At 45.9% G+C, this 22,497-nt stretch carries 16 protein-coding genes; 11 read left to right on the forward strand and 5 right to left on the reverse strand.

What is annotated here, in order from left to right:
- Window positions 1–4: 4 nt before the first annotated feature.
- The 3 genes from C2745_RS02605 to radA are packed head-to-tail and all read left to right on the forward strand — an operon-like array spanning window position 5 to window position 3,857.
- Window positions 5–1,948, forward strand: coding sequence for a potassium transporter Kup (locus tag C2745_RS02605; RefSeq protein WP_215384836.1), 1,944 nt, complete (start codon window positions 5–7; stop codon window positions 1,946–1,948).
- Between the two features lie 44 nt (window positions 1,949–1,992).
- Window positions 1,993–2,454, forward strand: coding sequence for a hypothetical protein (locus C2745_RS02610; protein WP_251368363.1), 462 nt, complete (start codon window positions 1,993–1,995; stop codon window positions 2,452–2,454).
- A gap of 38 nt (window positions 2,455–2,492) precedes the next feature.
- The gene (gene radA / locus C2745_RS02615; protein WP_215367268.1) at window positions 2,493–3,857 is read left to right on the forward strand and encodes a DNA repair protein RadA; all 1,365 of its coding nucleotides are present in this window, start codon (window positions 2,493–2,495) and stop codon (window positions 3,855–3,857) included.
- Window positions 3,858–3,873: 16 nt separating this feature from the next.
- On the opposite strand, the gene prmB is transcribed toward radA, so the two are convergent.
- The 3 genes from prmB to dapD are packed head-to-tail and all read right to left on the reverse strand — an operon-like array spanning window position 3,874 to window position 6,805.
- On the reverse strand, window positions 3,874–4,770 hold the full coding sequence (gene prmB / locus C2745_RS02620) for a 50S ribosomal protein L3 N(5)-glutamine methyltransferase (protein WP_215384838.1): 897 nt from the start codon (window positions 4,768–4,770) through the stop codon (window positions 3,874–3,876).
- A gap of 46 nt (window positions 4,771–4,816) precedes the next feature.
- Window positions 4,817–5,968, reverse strand: coding sequence for a succinyl-diaminopimelate desuccinylase (gene dapE, locus C2745_RS02625; protein WP_215384839.1), 1,152 nt, complete (start codon window positions 5,966–5,968; stop codon window positions 4,817–4,819).
- A 9-nt stretch (window positions 5,969–5,977) separates the two neighbouring features.
- The gene (gene dapD, locus C2745_RS02630; protein ID WP_128113278.1) at window positions 5,978–6,805 is read right to left on the reverse strand and encodes a 2,3,4,5-tetrahydropyridine-2,6-dicarboxylate N-succinyltransferase; all 828 of its coding nucleotides are present in this window, start codon (window positions 6,803–6,805) and stop codon (window positions 5,978–5,980) included.
- A gap of 174 nt (window positions 6,806–6,979) precedes the next feature.
- Between dapD and smc the strand changes: the two genes are divergently transcribed.
- From smc to C2745_RS02660, 6 genes are all read left to right on the forward strand, one after another.
- Complete coding sequence (gene smc / locus C2745_RS02635; protein ID WP_215384840.1) at window positions 6,980–10,501, forward strand: chromosome segregation protein SMC; 3,522 nt, start codon at window positions 6,980–6,982, stop codon at window positions 10,499–10,501.
- Complete coding sequence (locus tag C2745_RS02640) at window positions 10,502–11,575, forward strand: cell division protein ZipA C-terminal FtsZ-binding domain-containing protein (RefSeq protein WP_251368365.1); 1,074 nt, start codon at window positions 10,502–10,504, stop codon at window positions 11,573–11,575.
- 9 nt (window positions 11,576–11,584) lie between these two features.
- A complete protein-coding gene (gene ligA, locus C2745_RS02645) occupies window positions 11,585–13,600 on the forward strand; it encodes an NAD-dependent DNA ligase LigA (protein ID WP_215384841.1) in 2,016 nt (671 codons plus the stop codon).
- 73 nt (window positions 13,601–13,673) lie between these two features.
- Entirely contained in the window at window positions 13,674–15,332 is a 1,659-nt protein-coding gene (locus C2745_RS02650) for an FAD/NAD(P)-binding protein (RefSeq protein WP_215384842.1), read from the forward strand.
- Window positions 15,322–16,542, forward strand: coding sequence for a multidrug effflux MFS transporter (locus tag C2745_RS02655; RefSeq protein ID WP_215384844.1), 1,221 nt, complete (start codon window positions 15,322–15,324; stop codon window positions 16,540–16,542). The genes C2745_RS02650 and C2745_RS02655 overlap by 11 nt, the downstream gene beginning before the upstream one ends.
- Window positions 16,539–17,009: an NUDIX hydrolase gene (locus C2745_RS02660; RefSeq protein WP_215384846.1), complete on the forward strand. Its 471-nt coding sequence runs from the start codon at window positions 16,539–16,541 to the stop codon at window positions 17,007–17,009. Before C2745_RS02655 ends, C2745_RS02660 begins: the two co-directional genes overlap by 4 nt.
- On the opposite strand, the gene C2745_RS02665 is transcribed toward C2745_RS02660, so the two are convergent.
- Both C2745_RS02665 and map read right to left on the reverse strand, forming a co-directional pair.
- Complete coding sequence (locus tag C2745_RS02665) at window positions 17,006–19,603, reverse strand: [protein-PII] uridylyltransferase (protein WP_215384848.1); 2,598 nt, start codon at window positions 19,601–19,603, stop codon at window positions 17,006–17,008. The genes C2745_RS02660 and C2745_RS02665 overlap by 4 nt on opposite strands.
- A 4-nt stretch (window positions 19,604–19,607) precedes the next feature.
- Entirely contained in the window at window positions 19,608–20,444 is an 837-nt protein-coding gene (gene map / locus C2745_RS02670) for a type I methionyl aminopeptidase (RefSeq protein WP_215384849.1), read from the reverse strand.
- Window positions 20,445–20,712: 268 nt separating this feature from the next.
- Here map and rpsB point away from each other — a divergent pair, with 268 nt between their 5' ends.
- Together rpsB and tsf are read left to right on the forward strand one after the other, a co-directional pair.
- Complete coding sequence (gene rpsB / locus C2745_RS02675) at window positions 20,713–21,462, forward strand: 30S ribosomal protein S2 (RefSeq protein WP_071465348.1); 750 nt, start codon at window positions 20,713–20,715, stop codon at window positions 21,460–21,462.
- The gene (tsf, locus tag C2745_RS02680; protein WP_215348693.1) at window positions 21,462–22,346 is read left to right on the forward strand and encodes a translation elongation factor Ts; all 885 of its coding nucleotides are present in this window, start codon (window positions 21,462–21,464) and stop codon (window positions 22,344–22,346) included. The genes rpsB and tsf overlap by 1 nt, the downstream gene beginning before the upstream one ends.
- The last annotated feature ends 151 nt before the right edge of the window (window positions 22,347–22,497 follow it).

Consider the following 22,497-nt stretch of genomic DNA (forward strand, 5'->3'; position numbering starts at 1 on the left):
ATTAATGTCAGTTAGCAATCCTGAGTTTTCAGAGTCATCCTTACTAAGGCCGGTTGAGATTTCCCGAGAGGATCATCCTCATAAAAAGGGTGCCTCTATTTCTTTGATGTTTGCTGCTATCGGCGTTGTGTTTGGCGACATTGGCACGAGCCCTCTTTACGCTTTAAAAGAATGCTTTAGTCCTGAGCATGGCATTCCGTTTTCTACGGATGCAGTGTATGGGGTGATCTCCATGGTGTTCTGGGCATTTGCGGTCGTGGTTTCACTTAAATATGTTTTGTTTGTGATGCGCGCAAACAATCATGGCGAGGGTGGAATCTTGGCATTGATGGCGTTAGCTCTCAGAACTGCCCCTGCAAATTCAAAACGTTCACTTTTAATCATCATGGCTGGTGTATTTGGTGCCTGCATGTTCTATGGTGATGCGATCATTACCCCTGCAATTTCAGTGTTATCTGCAGTTGAAGGACTTGAGGTGATATCAAGCGACCTCACTCGCTATGTGATGCCGATTACGATTTTTATTTTGGTTGTTCTATTCTTTATTCAGAAGACGGGAACTGATGTAGTGGGCAAGCTTTTTGGCCCAATCATGATGGTCTGGTTTATCGCCATTGGGCTGATGGGGGTTCATCAAGTCATTCAGAACCCTGCGATTTTTGCAGCAATCAATCCAATGTTTGCTATTCGCTTTCTGATTGAGCACTCATTGCAAGGGTTTATTGTTTTGGGCGCAGTTTTCCTGGTATTGACTGGTGCAGAAGCTTTGTATGCCGATATGGGCCACTTCGGACTTAAGCCTATTCGCATGGGTTGGTTCTTTATCGTGATGCCTTGTCTGCTACTGAACTACTTTGGTCAGGGTGCAATGTTTTTGAGTAACCCTGAGACCATTACAAATCCATTTTTCTTAATGGTTCCTGAAGGCTTGGTCTTTCCGTTGGTCATATTGGCTACCGCCGCAACAGTGATTGCTTCTCAAGCTGTTATTTCAGGTGCATTCTCGATGACTAGTCAGGCAATTTTGCTTGGCTTTGTACCGCGCATGAAGGTGCGTCATACCTCTGATAGAGAAATTGGCCAGATCTATATGCCTCTAGTCAATTGGGCTTTATTGGTTTTGGTTATTGTGGTTGTCGTAGCCTTCAAGAAATCCGAAAATCTGGCCGCAGCTTACGGTATTGCTGTTACGACTACGATGATCATCACCACTTTCTTGGCTGCAATTGTGATGCGAGTTGTATGGCGCTGGAATACTCTGTTGGTGACTTTGGTAATTAGCGCATTCTTAATTGTCGATCTTGCATTCTTGACAGCCAATCTTCTCAAAATTATGGAAGGTGGCTGGTTCCCATTGTTATTAGGTGCTGTATGTTTCATGTTCTTAATGACCTGGTTCCAAGGTCGTAAGATATTGCGTCAAAATGCTATGAACAATGGCATTGAACTAAAGAGCTTTATTGACTCGCTGATGATGCATCCTCCTCATCGCGTAGAGGGCACCGCTGTTTTCTTAACGGCGCACGTGGATTATTTGCCAGTTTCTTTTTTGCACAACTTAAAACATAACCACGTCTTACACGAGAGAGTATTTTTCTTGAAGGTGAGCATCTGGGATGTTCCATATGTGAAGGACAGTGAGCGCATTACTTTGCGTGATCTTGGCAATGGAATCTACGTGGTACGTGCTGTTTATGGCTTTAATGAAACTCCTGACATGGGTCAAATTATTGAGTTAATTGAGAAGTCCTCAGAACTCAAATTTGATTTGATGAATACTTCGTTCTTTTTGTCGCGTGACACGATCGTTTCTACAGAAATTCCAGGTATGGCCTTGTGGCGCGAGAAGCTCTTTTGCTGGATGTACCAAAATGCTGGGCGACAGTCTGACTTCTTCAAAATTCCTGCAAACCGCTTAGTGGAGTTGGGTGCGAAGGTGGAAATTTGAGGCAGTTGCTTTCTCTTCGCTCCAAAATATTCATTGGAATATTTTTGCTGATCTCCTCGGTTAGCGGAGTTGCTTTAGCAACCCCTGCGGAAGAGGCTGAATTAGATAGGCTTAATAAGATTGAGCAAGAGTTAGAGTTGCAGCGCGAGTGGGCTAAGTATCGCTGGGGCAAGGCAACATCCGAGTGCTATCAAAACTACTGGGTTGATTATTGCGTGCGAAGTGCTAGAGCAACCTATCGTAAAGAAATTGATCCTATTCAGGAGCAAGAGGTTGCCCTTCATGAAGTGCAGCGAAATTTGCGTAAAAGCATTAAAGATCAGGAAGATATCAAGCGGGCTGCAGAGCGCGCTTCCGAGCAAAAAGCTGCAGAGCGATCTGCTAATCAGCGCGATTACGAAGAGAAGCAAAAAGATGCGGCTGCAAGGGCGGCCGATCTAGAACAGCGTCGCAAAGATGCGCCTAAGCGTGCACAAGAAAATAAAGCGGGCACACAGCTCGATTAATTTCATCCTTATTTCAATTACTTATTTACTAGGCAATCTTGGCTAAAGTCAAAACGGTTTATATCTGCCAATCTTGCGGTGGCACCTCTGCTAAGTGGCAAGGTCAATGCCCGTCATGTCAGGCATGGAATACGATGGAAGAGGGTCTTCCAGAGACCACTTCTAATTCTCGTTTTCAGGGATTAGCACAATCGCTGCCAAGGCAAAAGTTATCCGCTATTACAGCTGAAGACTTGCCAAGATTTAGCACTGGCGTAGAAGAGTTTGATCGTGTGCTCGGTGGTGGCTTGGTTCCTGGCGGTGTAGTGCTTCTTGGTGGCGACCCAGGCATTGGTAAATCTACATTGCTATTGCAAGCATTGGCAGAGATGAGTTCTGCCGGCATGAATGTGCTTTATAGCAGCGGTGAAGAATCTGCTGCGCAGATTGCTTTGCGAGCAAAACGTATTGCCTTGGACGCACCGCAGCTTGAAGTATTGGCGGAGATTCAGTTGGAGAAACTGATCTCTATTATGGATACCGTCAAACCACAAGTCCTGGTGGTGGATTCGATCCAGACTTTATATTCAGAGGTATTGAGCTCTGCTCCTGGCTCTGTAGCCCAGGTCCGTGAGTGTGCGGCGCAACTCACGCGAGCTGCTAAATCTAGTGGCATCTGTGTATTGATGGTGGGACACGTGACTAAAGACGGCCATTTGGCTGGCCCAAGAGTATTGGAGCATATCGTCGACACCGTGCTGTATTTTGAGGGTGACACGCATTCTTCTTTCCGCTTGGTGCGTTCCATTAAGAATCGCTTTGGCGCTGTTAATGAGTTGGGTGTATTTGCGATGACTGAAAAAGGTCTGCGCGGCGTGACTAACCCGTCAGCGATCTTCTTGTCGCAACATGAGCAAATGGTTCCTGGTGCTTGCGTATTGGTAACGCAAGAAGGTAGCAGGCCTTTGTTGGTAGAGATTCAGGCTTTGGTGGATACAGCGCATGTCCCCAATCCACGCCGTTTGGCTGTTGGCTTGGAGCAGGCTCGTCTAGCAATGCTGCTAGCAGTGCTGCATCGTCATGCTGGTGTTGCTTGTTTTGATCAAGATGTCTTCTTAAATGCAGTTGGTGGCGTCAAGATTTCTGAGCCAGCTGCTGACTTAGCTGTCCTCTTGGCTATTCAGTCATCTATTCGTAATCGTGCGTTACCAAAAGAGTTGATCGTATTTGGTGAAGTAGGTTTGGCTGGGGAGATTCGCCCTTGCCCACGGGGTCAGGAGCGCTTGAAAGAGGCTGCTAAATTAGGCTTTACTGTGGCGATTATTCCCAAAGCCAATATGCCCAAAACTAAGATCCCGGGATTAAAGGTTATCCCTGTTGAGCGGATTGATCAGGCGATTGCTGCCGCAGCAGAACTCAGCTAATCCTACGTTTGATTGCTTAGCGCAAGTCTTCTGCTTGAATTAGTAAAACTTGCTCTTCACCTGCAGAGACTTCCATCCAAATTGCTGGAATTTGTGGGAAAGCTTTTTTAAAGTTTTCATACTCATTGCCAATTTCAATCAGAATAGCGCCACGTTCAGACAAATAGTCTGGCGCTTGCGCAATAATTTTTCTAATTAAATCCATGCCATCATCGCCGCCAGCCAAGGCCAGCTCTGGTTCTGCGTGATATTCCGCTGGCAGCGCATTCATTGAAGTTGCATTGACATAAGGCGGGTTGCAAATAATGAGATCAAATAAGTTATCTTCATTCGGCTCTGGTAGCGCATCCCATAGATCGCCATCCAATAATTCCACTTGAGAACTTAAGCCGTGACGATCGACGTTACGTGCGGCAACCGAAAGGGCGGGCAAGCTGATGTCACAGGCGCTGACATGGATATCGGGGCAAGACAGGGCTAGAAGTACGGCTAGCGAGCCATTCCCAGTGCATAGATCCAGGGCCTTGCCATCGGCAGGGAGCCAAGGCTCCAGTGAGCCATCAACAATGAGTTCGGCAATCCACGAGCGCGGCACAATGCTTTGTTCGCTGCAAAAGAAGGGTACACCCATGAGCCAGGCCTCACCCAAAATATAGGCGAGTGGTTTGCGTGAAGAAATTCTTTCTTGTGCAACTGCTAAAGACTTTTCGATTTGCTCTTGAGTGGCAATTTCATCCAAGTGATCTAGAGCATCTGCTGGGCTGAGATCCAATTGTTTGCTAACAATCCATAGTGCTTCGCTTTGTGAATCGATTGCGCCATGTCCGTAATGCAAATTTGCCACTTCAAGTTTTTGTGCGATCTGCTCGATGCACTGATTGACGGTAAGGTATTGCTGAGACTCAGGGTCCATGATGGAGGGGTTCTTTAAGAGAAAAGGGGAGCGCGCAGTTAAGCTATCAAGCGATTAACTGCTCGAGAGTCTTGCGATAGATATTTTTGAGTGGCACTACATCATTCACAATCACACACTCATCAATCTTGTGGCTAGTTGCGTTAAGAGGGCCGAACTCCACCACCTCTTTGCATATCTTGGCAATAAAGCGACCATCGCTGGTGCCGCCTGTGGTTGATAGCTCTGTATCTACGTTAGTTTCTGCTTTGATGGCTTTGCGGAGTGCGCCCGCTAAATCGCCGTCACCAGTAATGAAGGGGCTGCCGCCTAATACCCAGTCAATTTCAAACTCAAGACCAGCATCTTTCAGAATCTTTTCTAGGCGTTCACGTAATTGCTCTGGCTTGCTTTCGGTAGAGAAGCGGAAATTAAAGTCAATCACCAGTTCGCCTGGGATAACGTTGTTCGCACCAGTTCCAGCATGTACATTAGAAATCTGGAAGCTAGTAGGCTGGAAGTACTCATTACCTTTGTCCCACTCGGTTTCTACTAATGCTGAAATAGCTGGCGCAGAAAGGTGAATCGGATTCTTGCCTAAGTGAGGGTAGGCAATGTGCGCCTGAATGCCTTTCACCTTGAGCTTGCCGGATAAAGATCCGCGGCGACCATTCTTGATCATGTCGCCAAGCTGATCAACTGAAGTTGGTTCACCGATTACGCAGTAGTCCAGGCGTTGACCGTGTTTTTGCAAACGCTCACACATGATGACCGTGCCATCGTTAGCAGGGCCTTCCTCATCGCTTGTAATCAAGAAAGCAATGGATCCTTGATGATCAGGATGTGCGGTGACAAATTCTTCTGTAGCCACTACGAAACCGGCGAGTGAGGTTTTCATATCCGCCGCACCACGACCGTAAAGCATGCCATCACGAATCGTGGGTGTGAATGGATTGCTTGTCCATTTCTCTAGTGGGCCGGTAGGGACTACATCGGTATGGCCAGCAAACATCAATACCTTGCCTTGATCGCCAGCCTTGCCTTTTTTGATTGCCCATAAGTTGGTTACCTGAAAATTTTCAGGACCACTAACAACACTCTCAGTGTGAAAGCCAATTGCCTGCAATCGCTTGGCAATTAAATCTTGGCAGCCACCATCAGCTGGAGTTACAGAATGGCAGGCGATGAGAGCTTCGGTTAGCTCAAGTGTGGCGCTCATGGATTTAACTTAGTCGCGTAGTAATTCGTTGATTGCAGTCTTTGCTCTAGTTTGGGCATCAACCTTTTTCACAATGATTGCGGCATACAGACTGTATTTACCGCAAGCTGATGGCAGTGAACCTGGAACAACGACTGAACCCGCTGGTACGCGACCATAGTGAACTTCACCGGTTTCGCGGTCGTAGATCTTGGTGCTTTGACCGATATAGACGCCCATGGATAAAACAGCGTTTTCTTCAATAACTACGCCTTCAACCACCTCAGAGCGGGCACCGATAAAGCAGTTATCTTCAATGATGACTGGGCCAGCCTGGATTGGCTCTAAAACACCACCAATACCAACACCGCCAGAAAGGTGAACGTTTTTGCCGATTTGGGCGCAAGAACCTACTGTTGCCCAGGTATCAACCATCGTGCCTTCACCTACATAGGCGCCAATATTGACGTAGGAAGGCATTAAAACAGCGTTTTTGCCAATAAATGAGCCGCGGCGGGCAACGGCAGGGGGGACTACGCGGAATCCGCCGGCAGCAAAGTCAGCGGCTGTGTAGTTTTCAAATTTACTAGGAACCTTGTCGTAGAACTGGGTGTACCCACCAGCGCCCATTGGTTTGTTGTCTTCAAGGCGGAAAGAGAGCAAAACAGCCTTCTTAACCCATTGATTTACTTCCCACTTGCCGACATCACGGCGCTCAGCCACGCGAATAGTCCCGGCATTTAGGCCTTCCAGGACGGCATTTACGGCGCTACGGATGTCCGCAGGGGCGCTATCTGGAGAGAGGTTTGCGCGGTTTTCCCAGGCTTGTTCGATGATGTTTTGTGGTGATTGGCTCATGCTTTTTAGTTAACTATCAGATTGTTAAGGGATTTTGTCCCCAAGGGTAGATTTCTCATTATATAGATGGGGCAAAAACACGTATAAGTGCCTCCAAGCTTGCTATCATCTTCCCACTTTAGCTTTAATTTTTACCCCTTTATTTGAACCTCTTTTTTCCCTGCAAAGTACGCCGTGCAACTGAAATCCATCAAACTTTCCGGCTTTAAGTCTTTCGTCGACCCAACCCATTTTGAAATGCCTGGCCAATTAATTGGCGTTGTGGGTCCTAACGGTTGCGGAAAGTCGAACATTATTGACGCCGTACGCTGGGTTTTAGGTGAATCTCGCGCCAGTGAATTGCGTGGCGAATCCATGCAGGACGTTATTTTTAATGGTTCTGGTTTGCGCAAACCATCTGGTCGCGCCAGTGTGGAACTCATTTTTGATAACACAGAGGGACGTGCGCAAGGTCAGTGGAGTGCTTTTACAGAACTGGGTATCAAGCGTGTTTTAACTCGCGATGGAAATTCTAGTTACTACGTGAATAATCAAGTGGTACGCCGTAAAGATATTCAAGATATTTTCTTGGGTACCGGTATGGGTCCAAGAGGTTACGCGATCATCGGACAGGGTACGATCAACCGGATTTTAGAAGCAAAGCCAGAAGAGTTGCGTGTTTTCTTGGAAGAAGCTGCTGGTGTATCTAAATATAAAGAGCGCCGCAAAGAAACTGCATCACGTTTAGAGGACACTGTAGAGAACTTAACTCGCGTAGAAGATATCTTGCGCGAGTTGGATCAACAACTTACACGTTTAGAAAAACAAGCTACCGTTGCTGAGCGTCATGCGGAGCTTTCTACGCTAATGAAATCACAGCAACAGCTGTTGTGGTTTGTGCGTCAAACTGAGGCTGGTAAAGAGCAAGAGCGCCATGCTAATGGCATTCGTGACACTCAAGTTGGTCTAGAGGAGCAGACCGCAAAGCTGCGTCACGCCGAGGCTGAGCTAGAAACTATGCGTACTCAACAGTACGCTTTGCAAGATAAAGTTTCGCAAGCGCAAGGCGACTTGTATCAAACGAATTCTGATGTCAGTCAGGTTGAAGCGCAAATTCATTATGTGCAAGAAGCGCGTCAACGTTTGCAACAACAAACACAAGATTTGCAAGCCCAGTTACAACGCTGGACAGTGCAAGAAACTGATGCTGCTCAAGCACAACGGACTGCTGAACATGAGCTAAGTCTTGCATCTGAAAAAGAACAAACGTTGTTAGCTGACTTAACTGGTTTGCAAGAGCAAATGCCAGCTCGTGAAGAGGGTTATCAAAATGCTTCACGTGAATTAAATAATGCGCGTGAGACATTGGCTTCGATTGAGCAACGTCTTGCTAGTTTAGGTGAGCGTATTCGCTCCATGTCCGCGCAGTCAGATGAATTGAAAGGGCGTGAGACTCGCTTAGTTGGCGAGTTTGATAGCTTGCGTCGCCCTGATGCTGAAGCCTTGCAAATGGCAATTGATCGTCAAGCAATGGCTGCACGCAAAGTGGAAGAGGCTAAGCAGCGCGCTGGTGAAACTCAGCAACGTGTTCCTGCTGCTGATGAGGCGCGTAATGCCGCGCAACAAAAAATTCAGGAAGCAAATCAGGATTTAGCTCAGACAGAAGCTAAATTGACTGCTTTGACAGCCTTGCAGGCTAGTGTTCAGGCGCAAGGCAAGATTGGCCCTTGGTTAGAAAGCAAGGGTCTTAAAGAGAGTAAGCGTCTCTGGCAAGAGCTCAAAGTAGAGAGCGGCTGGGAAGCAGCCTTGGAATCTGTTTTACGTGAGCGTTTGGCTGCCGTCACAGCAAAGAGTGTGCAAGAGACATTGGCTTTGGCTAATGATGCGCCTCCAAGTCGTTTGGCAATTTTGCTGACTGAAGAAATTACCCCGGCACATACATCTGCTCCAGCAGACTTCACGCCACTGTTAAGTCGTGTGCAAAGCGCTGGTGCGGCAAGATTAACCTCAGTGTTGCAAGAGTGGTTAGATAACATCTATATTGCCACCAGCCTTGAAGATGCCTTGCATCGTCGCGAGAAGTTGCCTGCAGGCGGCGCATTTGTAACTCAGCAAGGTCATTTAGTAAGCCGTGTTGGCGTGCAACTTTATGCAGCTGATTCTGAGCAAGCGGGTATGTTGGCGCGCGCTCAAGAAATGGAAAGTCTCGAGAAGCAATTGCGTGCACAGCAACTGATGCAAAGTGAGCTCAAGGGTGAGTTGGATCAATGTGTAGCGAACTATCAAGCAGCCCATCAAGCGGCTGAGCAAGCTCGTGAAAACGCTGAGCATGCTGTTCAAGAGGCTCATGGTTTTGAGGTGGAAAGAATGCAGTTGACTCAAGCTGAAGAGCAATACAGTCAACGCGCAGCTCAGATTCAGGGTGAGTTAAGTGAATTGCGCCAGCAGATGGAGCAATTGAGCATGAATCAAGAGCAGTCTTCCTCTGAGTTGATTCAATCCGAAGAATCTAAGCAGGGCGCGCAAGAGTCTTTAGCTGCTGCACAAGAAAAATTAGAACTCTCTACTGAAGAGCGCGACCGTTTACGCGAATCACTTCGTGCGGCTGAGATGTCTGCTCAAGAAGCTGCATTTGCTACGCGTTCACTCCAGCAGCGTATTGCTGATTTGCAACGCGATCAAAGCACTGCTCGTACTCAGATCATGGAGATTCAAGATAAGCATGATTCTGCCGCTCAAGAGCTAGAGACTTTGAGCGATGAAGAGGCTCAAGATAAATTGCAAGGCTTGTTATTAGCCCGTAGCGCTCGTGAAGCCGCTTTGGCAAATGCACGCACTGAACAAGACGCTTTATTGCATCAATTGCGCGAGGCTGATGAGGCTCGTATGCAGGTTGAGCGCAGCTTGCAACCAATGCGTGACAAAGTTGTTGATTTGCAATTGCGCGAGCAGGCCGCTCGTTTGAACTTTGAACAGTTTGCGACTTTATTGGCTGATGCTGAGGCTGACCTTAGTGCGCTTGAGGCTAATTTCAGCGCAGACCTTAAGGTTGGTGCATTGCAAAGCGAAGTGAATCGTCTCAATACTGAGATTCAGTCTTTGGGCCCAGTCAATATGGCTGCTCTAGATGAATTGGCAAGCTCTCGTGAGCGCAAACAGTTCTTGGATGCTCAATCTGCTGACTTGAATGAAGCGATGCAGACTTTGACGGATGCGATTGCTAAGATTGATGCGGAAACGCGCGATCTATTGCAAGGCACCTTCGATCAGGTTAATGGCCACTTCGGCAAACTCTTCCCTGAGTTGTTTGGTGGCGGTCATGCTGAGTTGGTAATGACTGGCGAAGAGATCTTGGATGCAGGTGTTCAAGTAATGGCGCAGCCTCCCGGCAAGAAAAATAGCTCTATCTACCTCCTCTCCGGTGGTGAAAAGGCTTTGACTGCAATTGCCTTAGTGTTCTCACTCTTCCTCCTTAATCCAGCCCCATTCTGCTTGCTCGATGAGGTGGATGCGCCATTAGATGACGCAAATACCTTGCGCTATGCACAGATGGTTGCCAAAATGTCAGATAAGACACAGTTTGTATTTATCTCCCATAACAAGATCACTATGGAAATCGCTCATCAATTGATCGGCGTCACAATGCAAGAGCAAGGCGTATCCCGCATTGTTGCGGTGGATATCTCTTCTGCTGTTTCAATGGTGGAGGCTGCCTAAGTGTACGTAGAACAAATCATGACGATGTTGGGTTTGTCTGATTTGCAATTGGCTTTAGCCGTTATTGGATTATTGATTCTGATAACGGTGGCCATTCTGAACATTAAGTACGCTCGTGCACGCCGTAAAGCGAGCGAACAGGGCAACTATTCTGCTGATGAGCGTTTTGCTCGCGAACCGAGTTTTAGCCAGGGGTTTGCTGACAGCGATACCGCTTCCCGAACCGAACCTAATTTTGGTGATGCAATAACAACCATCTCGGCCCCAGAAAAGTTTGTCATTGATCCGCGCATCGATTGTGTGATCACATTACGTTTTGATGAAAGTATTAGTGGCTCAGAAATTCTCGAGGAAATTAATGCCTGGACAGATCTAGAAGCGCAATCGACTGCACGCTGGATGTGCGAAGGCTTAAATGCCAATCTTGATGTTGCCGAAGACTGGGAAGAGTTACACCCAGACTCTAAGTACTCTGATTTGCAGCTCGCTATTCAGTTGGCTGGGCGCAAAGGCCCTATTGGAGTTCTGGAGTTGTCAGATTTCTGTTCACGCGCTCAGTCACTTGCTGAGACGCTCGGCTCGCAAATTGATATGCCTAGCGTGAACACCATGTTGGAAAGCGCCAAAGAATTAGATACGATGGCGGCTGAAAGTGATATTCAATTAAGCATCAACGTGGTTTTTGATGAACCATGTCCTTGGGGTAATTTTGACTCGCTCATGCGTCAACGTGGTTTCAAGTTGTCTCGCAATGGTCGTCAATATGAATATCTCAGCAAGGGTATATTGCTCTTTAATAGCGCCGATATAGATCCAAATAAATCTGTGGCTCAAGTGACTCTGTTGTTGGAGGTTCCTTTAGTTCCGCAAGAAGAGCGCCCATTTGAAAGAATGCTGGCGGAAGGTGTAGAGATTGCGCAAGCAGCGCATGGCCGCTTAGTGGATGACAATGGCATTAATTTAAGCGAGGCTGCAATCATTAGCATTCGTCAGCACCTTGATGTTCTCTATGCCAATCTTGAGAAATCTGGCATTCCTGCTGGATCTTCTACAGCTAGCAGACTATTTAGCTAGGAAATCACTTTGTCGTCCAATAGTCCGACAAATTTAGCGGAGCGGTATGCATTCTTGCAGGCAGAGCTTGCCCGCTTAGAGCATGCCTACTACGTTCTCGATAATCCACTGCTACCCGATGTTGAATACGACCGTCTTTATAGAGAATTGCTTGATATTGAGTCCGCACATCCAGAATGGATCACTCCTGAATCTCTATCTCAACGCGTTGGTGGAGCCGCTTTAAAAGAGTTTGATTCTGTCACGCACACTGTGCCGATGCTTTCCTTAAATAATGCCTTTGAAGATGCTGAGCTGATTGCTTTTGATCGTCGTTGCCGCGAGGCGCTTCACGCAGATCGTGTCACTTATGCTGGTGAGCTGAAGTTTGATGGCCTAGCCATTTCTCTGCGATATGAAAATGGTTCGCTAGTTACAGCAGCAACTCGGGGTGATGGTGCAAGTGGCGAGGATGTGACTGCCAACATCAAAACGATTCGTGCAATTCCGCTAAAACTTACTGGAAAGAATATTCCGCAGGTCTTAGAGGTGCGTGGGGAAGTCTTTATGTATCTTAAGGACTTCGAGAGAATGAATCGACAGGCCGCAGAATTGGGCGAGAAAGAATTTGCCAATCCCCGCAATGCCGCAGCAGGCAGCTTGCGTCAGCTAGATTCCAAGATTACAGCTAAGCGTCCTCTATCTTTCTTTGCGTATGGCTTAGGCGCCTTAGAGCCCCAGTCTTGGTTGCCTAAAACCCATGAAGAGTTACTAAACGCCTATGCTGATCTGGGTCTACCAGTTTGCGCAGAGAGAAAAGTACTGCAGTCTGTTGATGAGATCTTGGTGTTCTACAACGAAATAGGCGCAAAGAGAGACTCGCTTCCTTATGATATTGACGGTGTGGTCTATAAGGTGAACTCCTTTGCTGAGCAAGCTAAGTTAGGTTTTGTTTCACGAGCGCCAAGGTTTGCTTTGGCGCACAAGTATCCAGCCCAAGAGGCGCTGACTAGAGTTCTGGGTATTGATGTTCAAGTGGGACGCACAGGCGCCATTACTCCGGTAGCTAGACTTGCTCCGGTAGAGGTTGGCGGGGTGACCGTTACTAACGCCACGCTACACAATGAAGATGAGGTCAAGCGCAAAGATGTTCGTATTGGCGATACCGTTTCAGTAAGAAGAGCTGGCGACGTAATTCCTGAGGTTGTTTCGGTAATTAAAGACCGCCGTCCAGTTGATGCAAAAGAATTTGTCATGCCAACCCGCTGCCCAGTGTGCGGCTCTCATATTGAGCGCCTGGCAGATGAGGCGGTAGCACGTTGTAGTGGCGGTTTATTTTGCGGTGCTCAGCGCAAGCAGGCATTAATACACTTTGCCCACAGAAGAGCTCTTGATATCGAGGGCTTGGGTGAGAAAATTGTTGATCAACTAGTCGATCAAAATCTCGTCAGAACTCCTGCAGATCTCTATCGCTTAGGGTTCACGGCTTTGGCAAACTTAGAGCGTATGGGTGAGAAGTCTGCTGATAATCTTATTCAGGCAATCAATCAATCCAGAAATACCACATTAGCTAGATTTATATTTGCCTTGGGGATTCGACATGTGGGTGAGACCACGGCGAAAGATTTGGCTAATCATTACCGGTCTATGCATGCATTGATGGATGCTAATCTCGAAGATCTGCTCACAGTAAATGATGTGGGCCCGGTCGTTGCAGACTCCATCACCAGCTTTATGCAAGAGGCGCATAACCGAGAGGTCATTGAACAACTCTTGGCTTCTGGAATGCAGCTCGCCGTTGAAGAAAAAGTGATCAGTGCAGCCGTTGCAGGTAAAACATTTGTTCTTACAGGCACCTTCCCCACCATGACAAGGGATGAAGCAAAAGATCTCCTCGAAAAAGCAGGCGCTAAAGTTGCTGGTTCAGTCTCGAAGAAAACTGACTATGTTGTTGCAGGCACAGATGCAGGCAGCAAGCTTACTAAAGCAGAAGAATTGGGTGTGCCTGTGATTGATGAAGAAGCGATGCTGGATTTACTAAAGTAAGCGATTTCCTACAAAAATATCAGGTAGCTAATTTCCCCCTCTATAGATAAGCTCAAAGCTTTGAAGGGGGCATATGGGTAGTCATTCAGCAAAAAAACCTCTAAACAATTTGTTCGGCTCTTATGATGATTCATGTCCTCAAGAGGGTCGCGCGGTGTTCCGGGTGGCAATTATTGGTTGTGGAGCGGCTGCTGTGGCGACACTGTTTGGGCTACTTAAATATTTATCTTCAGAGGTCAATCAAAATCTCAAAATAACAATTTTTGAGAAAGGGCCTGCTTTCGGGCCTGGTTTTGCATATCAATGCGATAACGATGAACTGTTAATGAATATGACCAGTTCAACCACATCAATTTTTTCACATCACGCATCTGATTTTTGGGAGTGGACCCTCAAGGGTGGCTATATATCCAGTAGCAATCATATTATGTCCCGATTGGGAGTTGCGCCATACGGATACATTTCCCGTCAATTTTTTGGTTTATATCTAAAAAGCCGACTAGATGATGCAATCACTGCTCTTGAAAAGTTGGGAGTTGAGGTTGAATTAGTTAATCTGGAGGTAATCGATGTTGCAATGTTAGACATCAATCGATTGAATGTTATTACTCTTGATGGAGGGGTTGAAATATTTAACGGTGTAATTTTATGCATTGGCAATACATCACCACAAGATGTATTTAATTTAATGGGTGAGAGTCAATATATTAATAACCCTTATCCAGTAAATAATTATTTAAGACTTATTAAAAAGACCGATAGCGTTGGAATTATCGGCGCTCAACTTACTGCGGCTGATATTGCAGTTGTGTTGGCGAATCAAGAACATCAGGGACCAATTCATTTTCTGACAAGAGACTTGAATTTCCCGCTAATAAGATATCAAGAGCAGAATTATCGGTTGAAATATTTGACCTTAGATAATCTTGAAATTTTAAAAAGAAAAAATTGCCAAGGGATATCTGTGCGCCAGATATTAAGGCTGGCGAGAAAAGAATTTTTGTTGGCTGGAATTTCTTGGAATAAATTCTTTGGCCCCTCAAATATTGATTATGGGGGTTGGATACAGTCATTACTAAAGAGGGAGTCTAATTTTTCATCTTGGCAGTATTTGGCAATTCAAACTGATGAAGTTATTGGCGCCTACTGGGATGCGCTCTCGAATTCAGGTAAGGAGTTATTCATGAGCCGATTCCATCGAGTGTGGGCCGCCAAAAGAGTTCCCTTGCCGGCTCATACTGCACTCAAGCTTCATTCATTGTTTCAGATGGGGATTCTTAGGCATTACCCATACTTGAGGGCAATTAATGGCTCTGGTAGAAATAAGTTCACTGCCCTTGTTGCAAAATCTAAAGGGTCAATATCAAGCACTAAGGTCCATTGTGATTGGCTAATCAATGCTACAGGCCCGTCTAGGGATATCGGCGGCAATACTGAGCTACCTTTAATAAAAAACTTACTCAAATCCGGGCTTATTATCAAAAATCCGCATGGTGGGATTATATTGGACTATGAAACTTCCATTGTCAAAAGTGTAGCCCATCGAAACCCTAGCCATTTTTACGCAATAGGGCAGCTTACTGCTGGAACTTACTATTTTGTTAGTTCGCTAGACATGGTCTCCCTTAGGGCAAAAAAAGTTGCTAGACATTTAGTTGAATCGCTTCGCTTTCCTCGTGCTCAAAGAGGTCTAGGTAAGAAAATTCAACATGAGACTTCGCATGCCTCATAAAGAAATTTTTTTAATACCGATTCTTATGGCATTAGTCATTTTGCCAATGATTGCTACGGATATCTATCTGCCGGCTATGTCTGATATGGGTTTGCAATTAAGCGCTGCAAGTGCAGATGTTACTAATACCCTAACTTCTTACATGCTTGGCTATTCCCTAAGCCTATTACTTGCCGGAATTTTGGCTGATATATATGGACGTCGATTTATTTGTATAGCTGGATTATTGGTTTTTTGCGTTTCAAGTATTGGATGCTACTTTGTATCAACAATTGAGCAATTAATTACTTTACGTTTTTTTCAGGCGCTCGGAGGAGGTTGTGGCACCCTACTTGCAAGGGTCATTGTCAGGGATCTATATGATCAGAAATCCCAAGTGAGGGTATTGAGTTTTTTGGCTGCGGGAATGGTGATTTCCCCTATTTTTGGGCCAAGCCTAGGTGCTTACATTGCGAGCTATTTTGACTGGCGAACAATATTTTTTGTATTAGCAATCTTTTCATTCCTCGTGCTTATATTTTTGTATATTTTTTTGAGCGAGAGTCTTACGAATCATGAAAATCAAGGCCCTTTTTGCTTTGGAGATGTAATTTCTCAATACTCTTATTTACTTAGACATCGTGAATTTATGTTTTATACCCTGGTAATTAGCTTTGCCTGGATGGTTTATTTCGCTTTTTTATCTTCGTCTCCAGTGTTAATTCGAGATTTTTACCAAGCCAGTGCTGTCGAGTACGGCTATATTTTTTCGGCAACTGTCAGTGGCTTCATCTTGGGGACATTTTTTATTCGTTGGAAAATGGCGACTATAAATTTAAGAAATCTAGTCTTTTTGGCTGCAGTAGTTATTTTTATAGCCACTTTAATTGGCTATATATTAATTACTCTTCAGATTAAATCTCTTCAAGTCCGACTAATATTTGTTTTTTTCGCTTTATTTGGAATTGGCATTATTTTTCCCGCCGCCCAAGCTGGGGTTACCAGGCCATTTAAAAATAATATAGGGCTCATTTCTGGTTTTTTCTATTCAATTGAAATGTTCTTTGGTGCCATTTGTGGTTATGTACTCTCTATGATCGGAAATGTGACCTGGATATCCACATCGACAATTATGCTAATTGCAGCAATTTGTATTGTTCTGCTTTGTATATTCGACAAATGGTATGAGCTTAGTAGGGGGTTGATTAGATTTAATCCCCTAGTTAAATGAGCGGTACGTTGAAGTTCGATGAAGAACTGCGCATAAAGACCATTTTGGATTCCAATAATCCGTTTTCAAGAAAAAATTCGGAGGGCCACATTACTGCTAGCGGACTAGCCATTCAGGACGATAAAGTATTGTTGATATTCCACCCTTATATAAAACGTTGGCTTCAACCCGGCGGACATGTTGATGACGGCGAGTCTCCGGTTGAGGCGGCAATCCGAGAAGTGTATGAGGAGACTGGATATATCTGCGAATTAGACACAGATAATCAAGACCCTATTGATATTGATATCCACGAGATTCCTGAAAACCCAAAAAAGGGTGAGGGTGCTCATTTACACATCGATCTTCTATATAAGCTGAAAGTCGTGGACCAAGAAAAATCCTCTGAGGATATTTCTTGCGAGTGGTTCTCTTTTGATCGAGTGGAAAGTGCTCGTATTCAGCGAGCTTTAGCAAGGTTGATTTAGGCCCCTAAAGCCTCAAGCAATTCTGTTTCCAATTGGATTTGTAACTTTGGATTCTTGCCTAGATTTGCGGCATCTAATAAAAGTACGTCTTCTACACGCTCACCTAGGGTGTTGATCCTTGCTGTATGAATTGACACCTGGTGTTTCGCTAACACTCTAGAGATAGTGTAGAGCAAGCCAGTTCTGTCGCTAGCTGAGAGTGCTAGCGTGTAATACCTGCCACGATCATCTGGAACCATGTGAACCCTTGGTTGAATCGGGAAGGTGCGTGATTGCCTTGATAGGCGGCCCATGCTTGGTGCTGGCAACGGCTCAGCATTCGTAAGCGCGGCCGTTAACTCGAATTCAACCAATTGAATGAGGTCACGATAGCTACCACCATCGTCTACAAGGTTGCTGCCGGAAATTTGGAAGCTATCTAAGGCGTAACCATGGCGTGTCGTATGAATGCGCGCATCCCAGATCGAGAAACCATGACGCTCAAAGTATGCGCAGATACGGGCAAAGAGATCTTCCTGGTCTTTTACGTATACGGCAACTTGCAATCCCTCTCCAATCGGGGAGAGTCTTGCTCGAACAATGGGCTGCTCGCTGCTTACTTTGTTAAATAAGTGCCTTGTGAGCCATGCGATGTCAGAAGAGTCTTGCCTTAAGAAAAAGGCTACATCCAACTGCTTCCAAAACTCTTCGTAAGCTTCATCATTGATGCCATAAAGACGTAATTTAGCTCTAGATTCTTCTTGGTGCTGTGCTAATTCTGAAGAAGCATCTGGTTTGGCTCCACCCAACACTCGCAGTGTTGCGCGATAGAGGTCCTCTAGTAGTTTGCCTTTCCAGGCATTCCAAACTTTAGGGCTGGTGCCTCGGACATCGGCTACGGTCAATAAGTAAAGCGCAGTAAGGTGGCGTTCATCACCAACTTTCTTGGCAAAAGCCTTAACCACATCAGGATCAGTGATGTCTTGCTTCTGAGCTGTTTGGCTCATGTTGAGATGTTCGGCCACCAGCCAGACTAATAGCTCGGTATCTTTTTTATCGAGACCATGATCTTTAGCAAACTTGCGCATGTCTGCTTTGCCAAGTTGAGAGTGATCACCACCACGTCCTTTGGCAATATCATGAAAGAGTGCGGCAATAACGAGTAGCCATGGCTTTTCAAAGTGAGCGATTAGGCTGCTGCAGAATGGGAACTCATGAGTATGTTCAACAACCATAAAGCGGCGCACATTACGCAGCACCATTAGGATGTGCTGATCCACTGTGTAGATATGGAACAAGTCATGCTGCATCTGCCCAACAATCTTTCTGAAAGCTGGAAGATAGCGACCTAGTACGCTGCTGCGGTTCATTAGGTGAAAGGCGCGACTGACGCCTTCGGGTTGCTTCAAGATCTCAATGAATAGCGCTCTATTAATCGGATCTGCTCGCCACTTGCTATCCATTTTTTGGCGAGCGTTGTAAAGCGCTCTAAAAATGGTGGCAGAAAGACTTTTGACGTTCGACGTTTGGGCAAACACCAAGAAGGTTCTCAGGATTTGCTCGGGATGCTTTTGAAAGAGCTGCGGATCGGTAATATCCAACACGCCTTGGCGCTCAATAAAGTGCTCGTTACCTTCGCCTGGAATCGCGAGAATTGTCTTGGACTCTTGTGGAAAGAGTAGAGCCTCAATGTTTTGTAGAAGAACATCGTTTAGTTGAGTAACCGCTTTTGCTGCCCAGTAATAGCGACGCATGATGGCTTCGCTGGCTTGCCGAGAGTTCTCTTCTGTGATTCCCATTGATGCAGCTAGTGCGGCTTGTAAGTCAAAAGCGAGAACATCTTGCCTGCGCCCTGCCAGTAAATGTAAATTAGCGCGTAGTGTTTCTAAGAAGCGTTGATTGCGATTGAGTTCAGTGAGCTCGCGTTGGGTGACAAGACCAGCCTCATGGAGATCTTTAAAGGTGTCGCCCAATAAAGCAGCCTTGCTAACCCAAGAGATCACCTGTAAATCGCGCAAACCACCAGGACTCTCTTTGCAATTAGGCTCCAAAGAGTATGGGGTATTTTGGTATTTGTAATGACGCTGAATTTGCTCTGCTTGCTTGGCTTGGAAGAATGCTTTTGGATCCATAGCTGCTTCAAAGGCTTTCGAGAAGTCTTTGAATAGTTGCTTCTTGCCACAAAGTAGTCGTGCCTCAAGTAATGAGGTTCGCACTGTGATGTCTTGTTCAGATTCAGAAATGCATTCGGCGACAGTTCTTACTGATGAGCCGATCTCTAAACCGGTATCCCAGCAGCTTGCAACAAACTGCTCAACTTGTTTTGATAAGGATTGCGCTTTCTTTTCATCTGCCGGCAGCAGTATCAAGATGTCGATATCAGAGTAAGGGAACAAGGCTCCTCTGCCAAAACCGCCAACCGCTACTAATGTAGCTTCGTTATTTAAGCCGCAGTTATTCCATAGATGACTGAGAAGTTGATCACTCAGTTTAGAAAGTTGCTTGGTTAGCTTTCCAACTGCTTGTGTTTTTTTGAACTCAGCATAAGCAATCTCACGAGCGGCGCGCAGACTAGCTGCATCGGTAATAACGCTGGCTGTCTGTGACTTGCTCATGAATTTATACGCTTGCTACTGAGGGCCCAAATGACAGGCCTTTGACGCAATCCGGAGGTGGGTTGCTACCTTCTGACCATGTAAGCACTTCAACACCAGTAGCGGTAACCAAAAGCGTATGTTCCCACTGAGCTGACAAGCTGCGATCTTTTGTTTTTACAGTCCACTGGTCAGGCATGGTTCGAATATCGCGCTTGCCCGCATTAATCATCGGCTCAATTGTGAATGTCATGCCGGCTTCTAGCTTTTCGCCAGTACCAGGTTTGCCATAGTGAAGAATCTGTGGATCTTGATGGAATACTTTTCCAATCCCATGGCCGCAGTATTCACGTACCACTGAGTAACCCGCTTTTTCTGCGTGAGTCTGAATCACGTGACCAATATCACCAAGTAATGCACCCGGTTTAACTTGAGCAATTCCAAGCCACATACACTCAAAAGTAATTTGGGTAAGACGTTTTGCCATTACAGAAACTTCACCCACCATGAACATGCGGCTGGTATCGCCGTAGTAACCATGAGGAGTAATAACAGTGATATCTAGATTCACTACATCACCAGTTTTTAAAACTTTGTCTCCTGGGATGCCATGGCAGATCACATCATTCACCGAGGTGCAGATAGATGCTGGAAAAGGGGGGTAACCAGGAGGCTGATAGTTCAGCGGGGCGGGAATGGTCTTTTGGACATCGCGCATGTACTCATGGCAAATTCGATCCAATTCTCCGGTAGTTACTCCCGCTTTAACGTGAGGGGCTACATGATCAAGAACTTCGCTGGCTAAGCGCCCAGCTTCGCGCATCCCAAGGATGTCTTTTTCGGCAGTAAATACACTATTCATGCCTTGATTATCAACGACTTGGAGAGTTTTGGCTTGCCATAATTGCCTAAATTTTAGGCAATTACCCCATTTTTAGGGCTTCTAGGTGTCATTTTGGGGATTGAGCCCCTTGTTCAGGCAGGGGTGGGCCTGGCTAGAGCATTGATATTTAAGCTATAATTTCGTTCTCAGGTCTATTTTGGACTTGAAATCGCGAGTTGAGCCTTCCAGGGTGGCGTTTTTTAGCGCAGCTAGGACTCAACTTTAGGAACAACCCTTAGGAGAAGTTATGTCAGTAACTATGCGTCAAATGCTGGAAGCCGGTTGCCATTTTGGTCACCAAACTCGCTTCTGGTCCCCAAAGATGGCCCCTTTCATTTTCGGTCATCGCAACAAAATCCACATCATCAACTTGGAAAAAACATTGCCAATGTTTCAGGACGCCCTGAAATTTGCAAAACAAGTTGCTGCTAATCGTGGCACGATTTTATTTGTTGGTACTAAGCGTCAATCACGCGAGATCATTGCTGAAGAAGCTGCTCGTGCTGGAATGCCTTACATCGACAGCCGTTGGTTGGGCGGTACGCTCACCAACTTCAAAACTGTTAAAGGTTCCCTCAAGCGTTTGAAAGACATGGCAGTTGCTAAAGAAGCTGGCGACTGGGAAAAGCTTTCCAAGAAAGAGGCTTTGACTAATGATCGTGATCTCGACAAATTACAAAAAGCGCTTGGCGGTATTCAAGATTTGAACGGCGTTCCTGATGCAATTTTCGTAGTGGACGTTGGCTATCACAAGATTGCTATTACTGAAGCGAACAAACTTGGCATCCCAGTTATCGCTGTTGTAGATACCAACCATTCACCAGAAGGCGTTGATTACATCATTCCTGGTAACGATGACTCTAGCAAAGCAGTTCTCCTCTACGCACGTGGTATTGCTGATGCAATCCTTGAAGGCAAAGCTAACTCAGTTCAAGAAATCTTGACAGCAGTTAAAGAGGGTGAAGAAGAGTTTGTTGAAGAAGGGAAAGCTGAATAATGGCCGCTATTACCGCTGCAATGGTTGGCGAGTTACGCGCCAAAACTGATGCTCCGATGATGGAGTGCAAAAAGGCTTTGACTGAGGCTGATGGTGATATGGCTCGTGCAGAAGAAATTCTGCGTGTAAAGCTTGGTAGCAAAGCTGGTAAAGCAGCTTCTCGTGTAACTGCTGAAGGTATCGTTGCTGCTTCTATCAATGGCACTACAGGCGCATTATTGGAAGTGAACTGCGAAACTGATTTCGTTTCTAAGAACGACGACTTCTTGGCATTTACAAATGATTGCGTTAAGTTGGTTGCTGAAAAGAACCCAGCTGACGTTGCTGCTTTGTTGGCATTGCCATTGAATGGTCAAACGGTGGATGAAGTTCGTAGCGCATTGATCGGTAAGATCGGTGAGAACATCATGCCACGTCGCTTCAAGCGTTTTGCTGGTAGCAATAAGTTGGTTTCTTACCTCCACGGAACTCGTATTGGTGTAGTGGTTGAGTTCGAAGGTGACGATACTGCAGCTAAAGACGTAGCAATGCACATTGCTGCGATGAAGCCAGTGGCCTTATCTATGGCTGATGTTCCTGCTGAAGCGATCGCTGTTGAGCGTAGCGTTGCTGTTCAAAAAGCTGCCGAATCTGGCAAACCACCAGAAATCGTTGAAAAGATGGTTGAAGGTTCTATTCAGAAGTACCTCAAAGAGGTTTCTTTGTTGAACCAAACTTTCGTTAAAAACGACAAGCAAACTGTCGAGCAAATGCTCAAGGCTGCAAATACAACAATCAAGGGCTTCACCATGTTTGTTGTAGGCGAGGGCATTGAGAAGCGTCAAGACGACTTTGCGGCTGAAGTAGCTGCACAAGTGGCTGCCGCCTCTAAAGCAACTGCTTAATTAGCTAGTCTGGGGCTTGCCCCAGCCGGTTGGCAATACCCAAAAGGGCACAGAAACCTTAGTTTCTGTGCCCTTTTCTTTGATCCTTCCCAAGCCCTTTATAATTTGGCTGAGATATTAAAAAGTGCTTAAAGATCAATAAGCTAAGTAA

The sequence above is a fragment of the Polynucleobacter sp. AP-Kolm-20A-A1 genome (assembly GCF_018688315.1).
Taxonomy (GTDB): domain Bacteria; phylum Pseudomonadota; class Gammaproteobacteria; order Burkholderiales; family Burkholderiaceae; genus Polynucleobacter.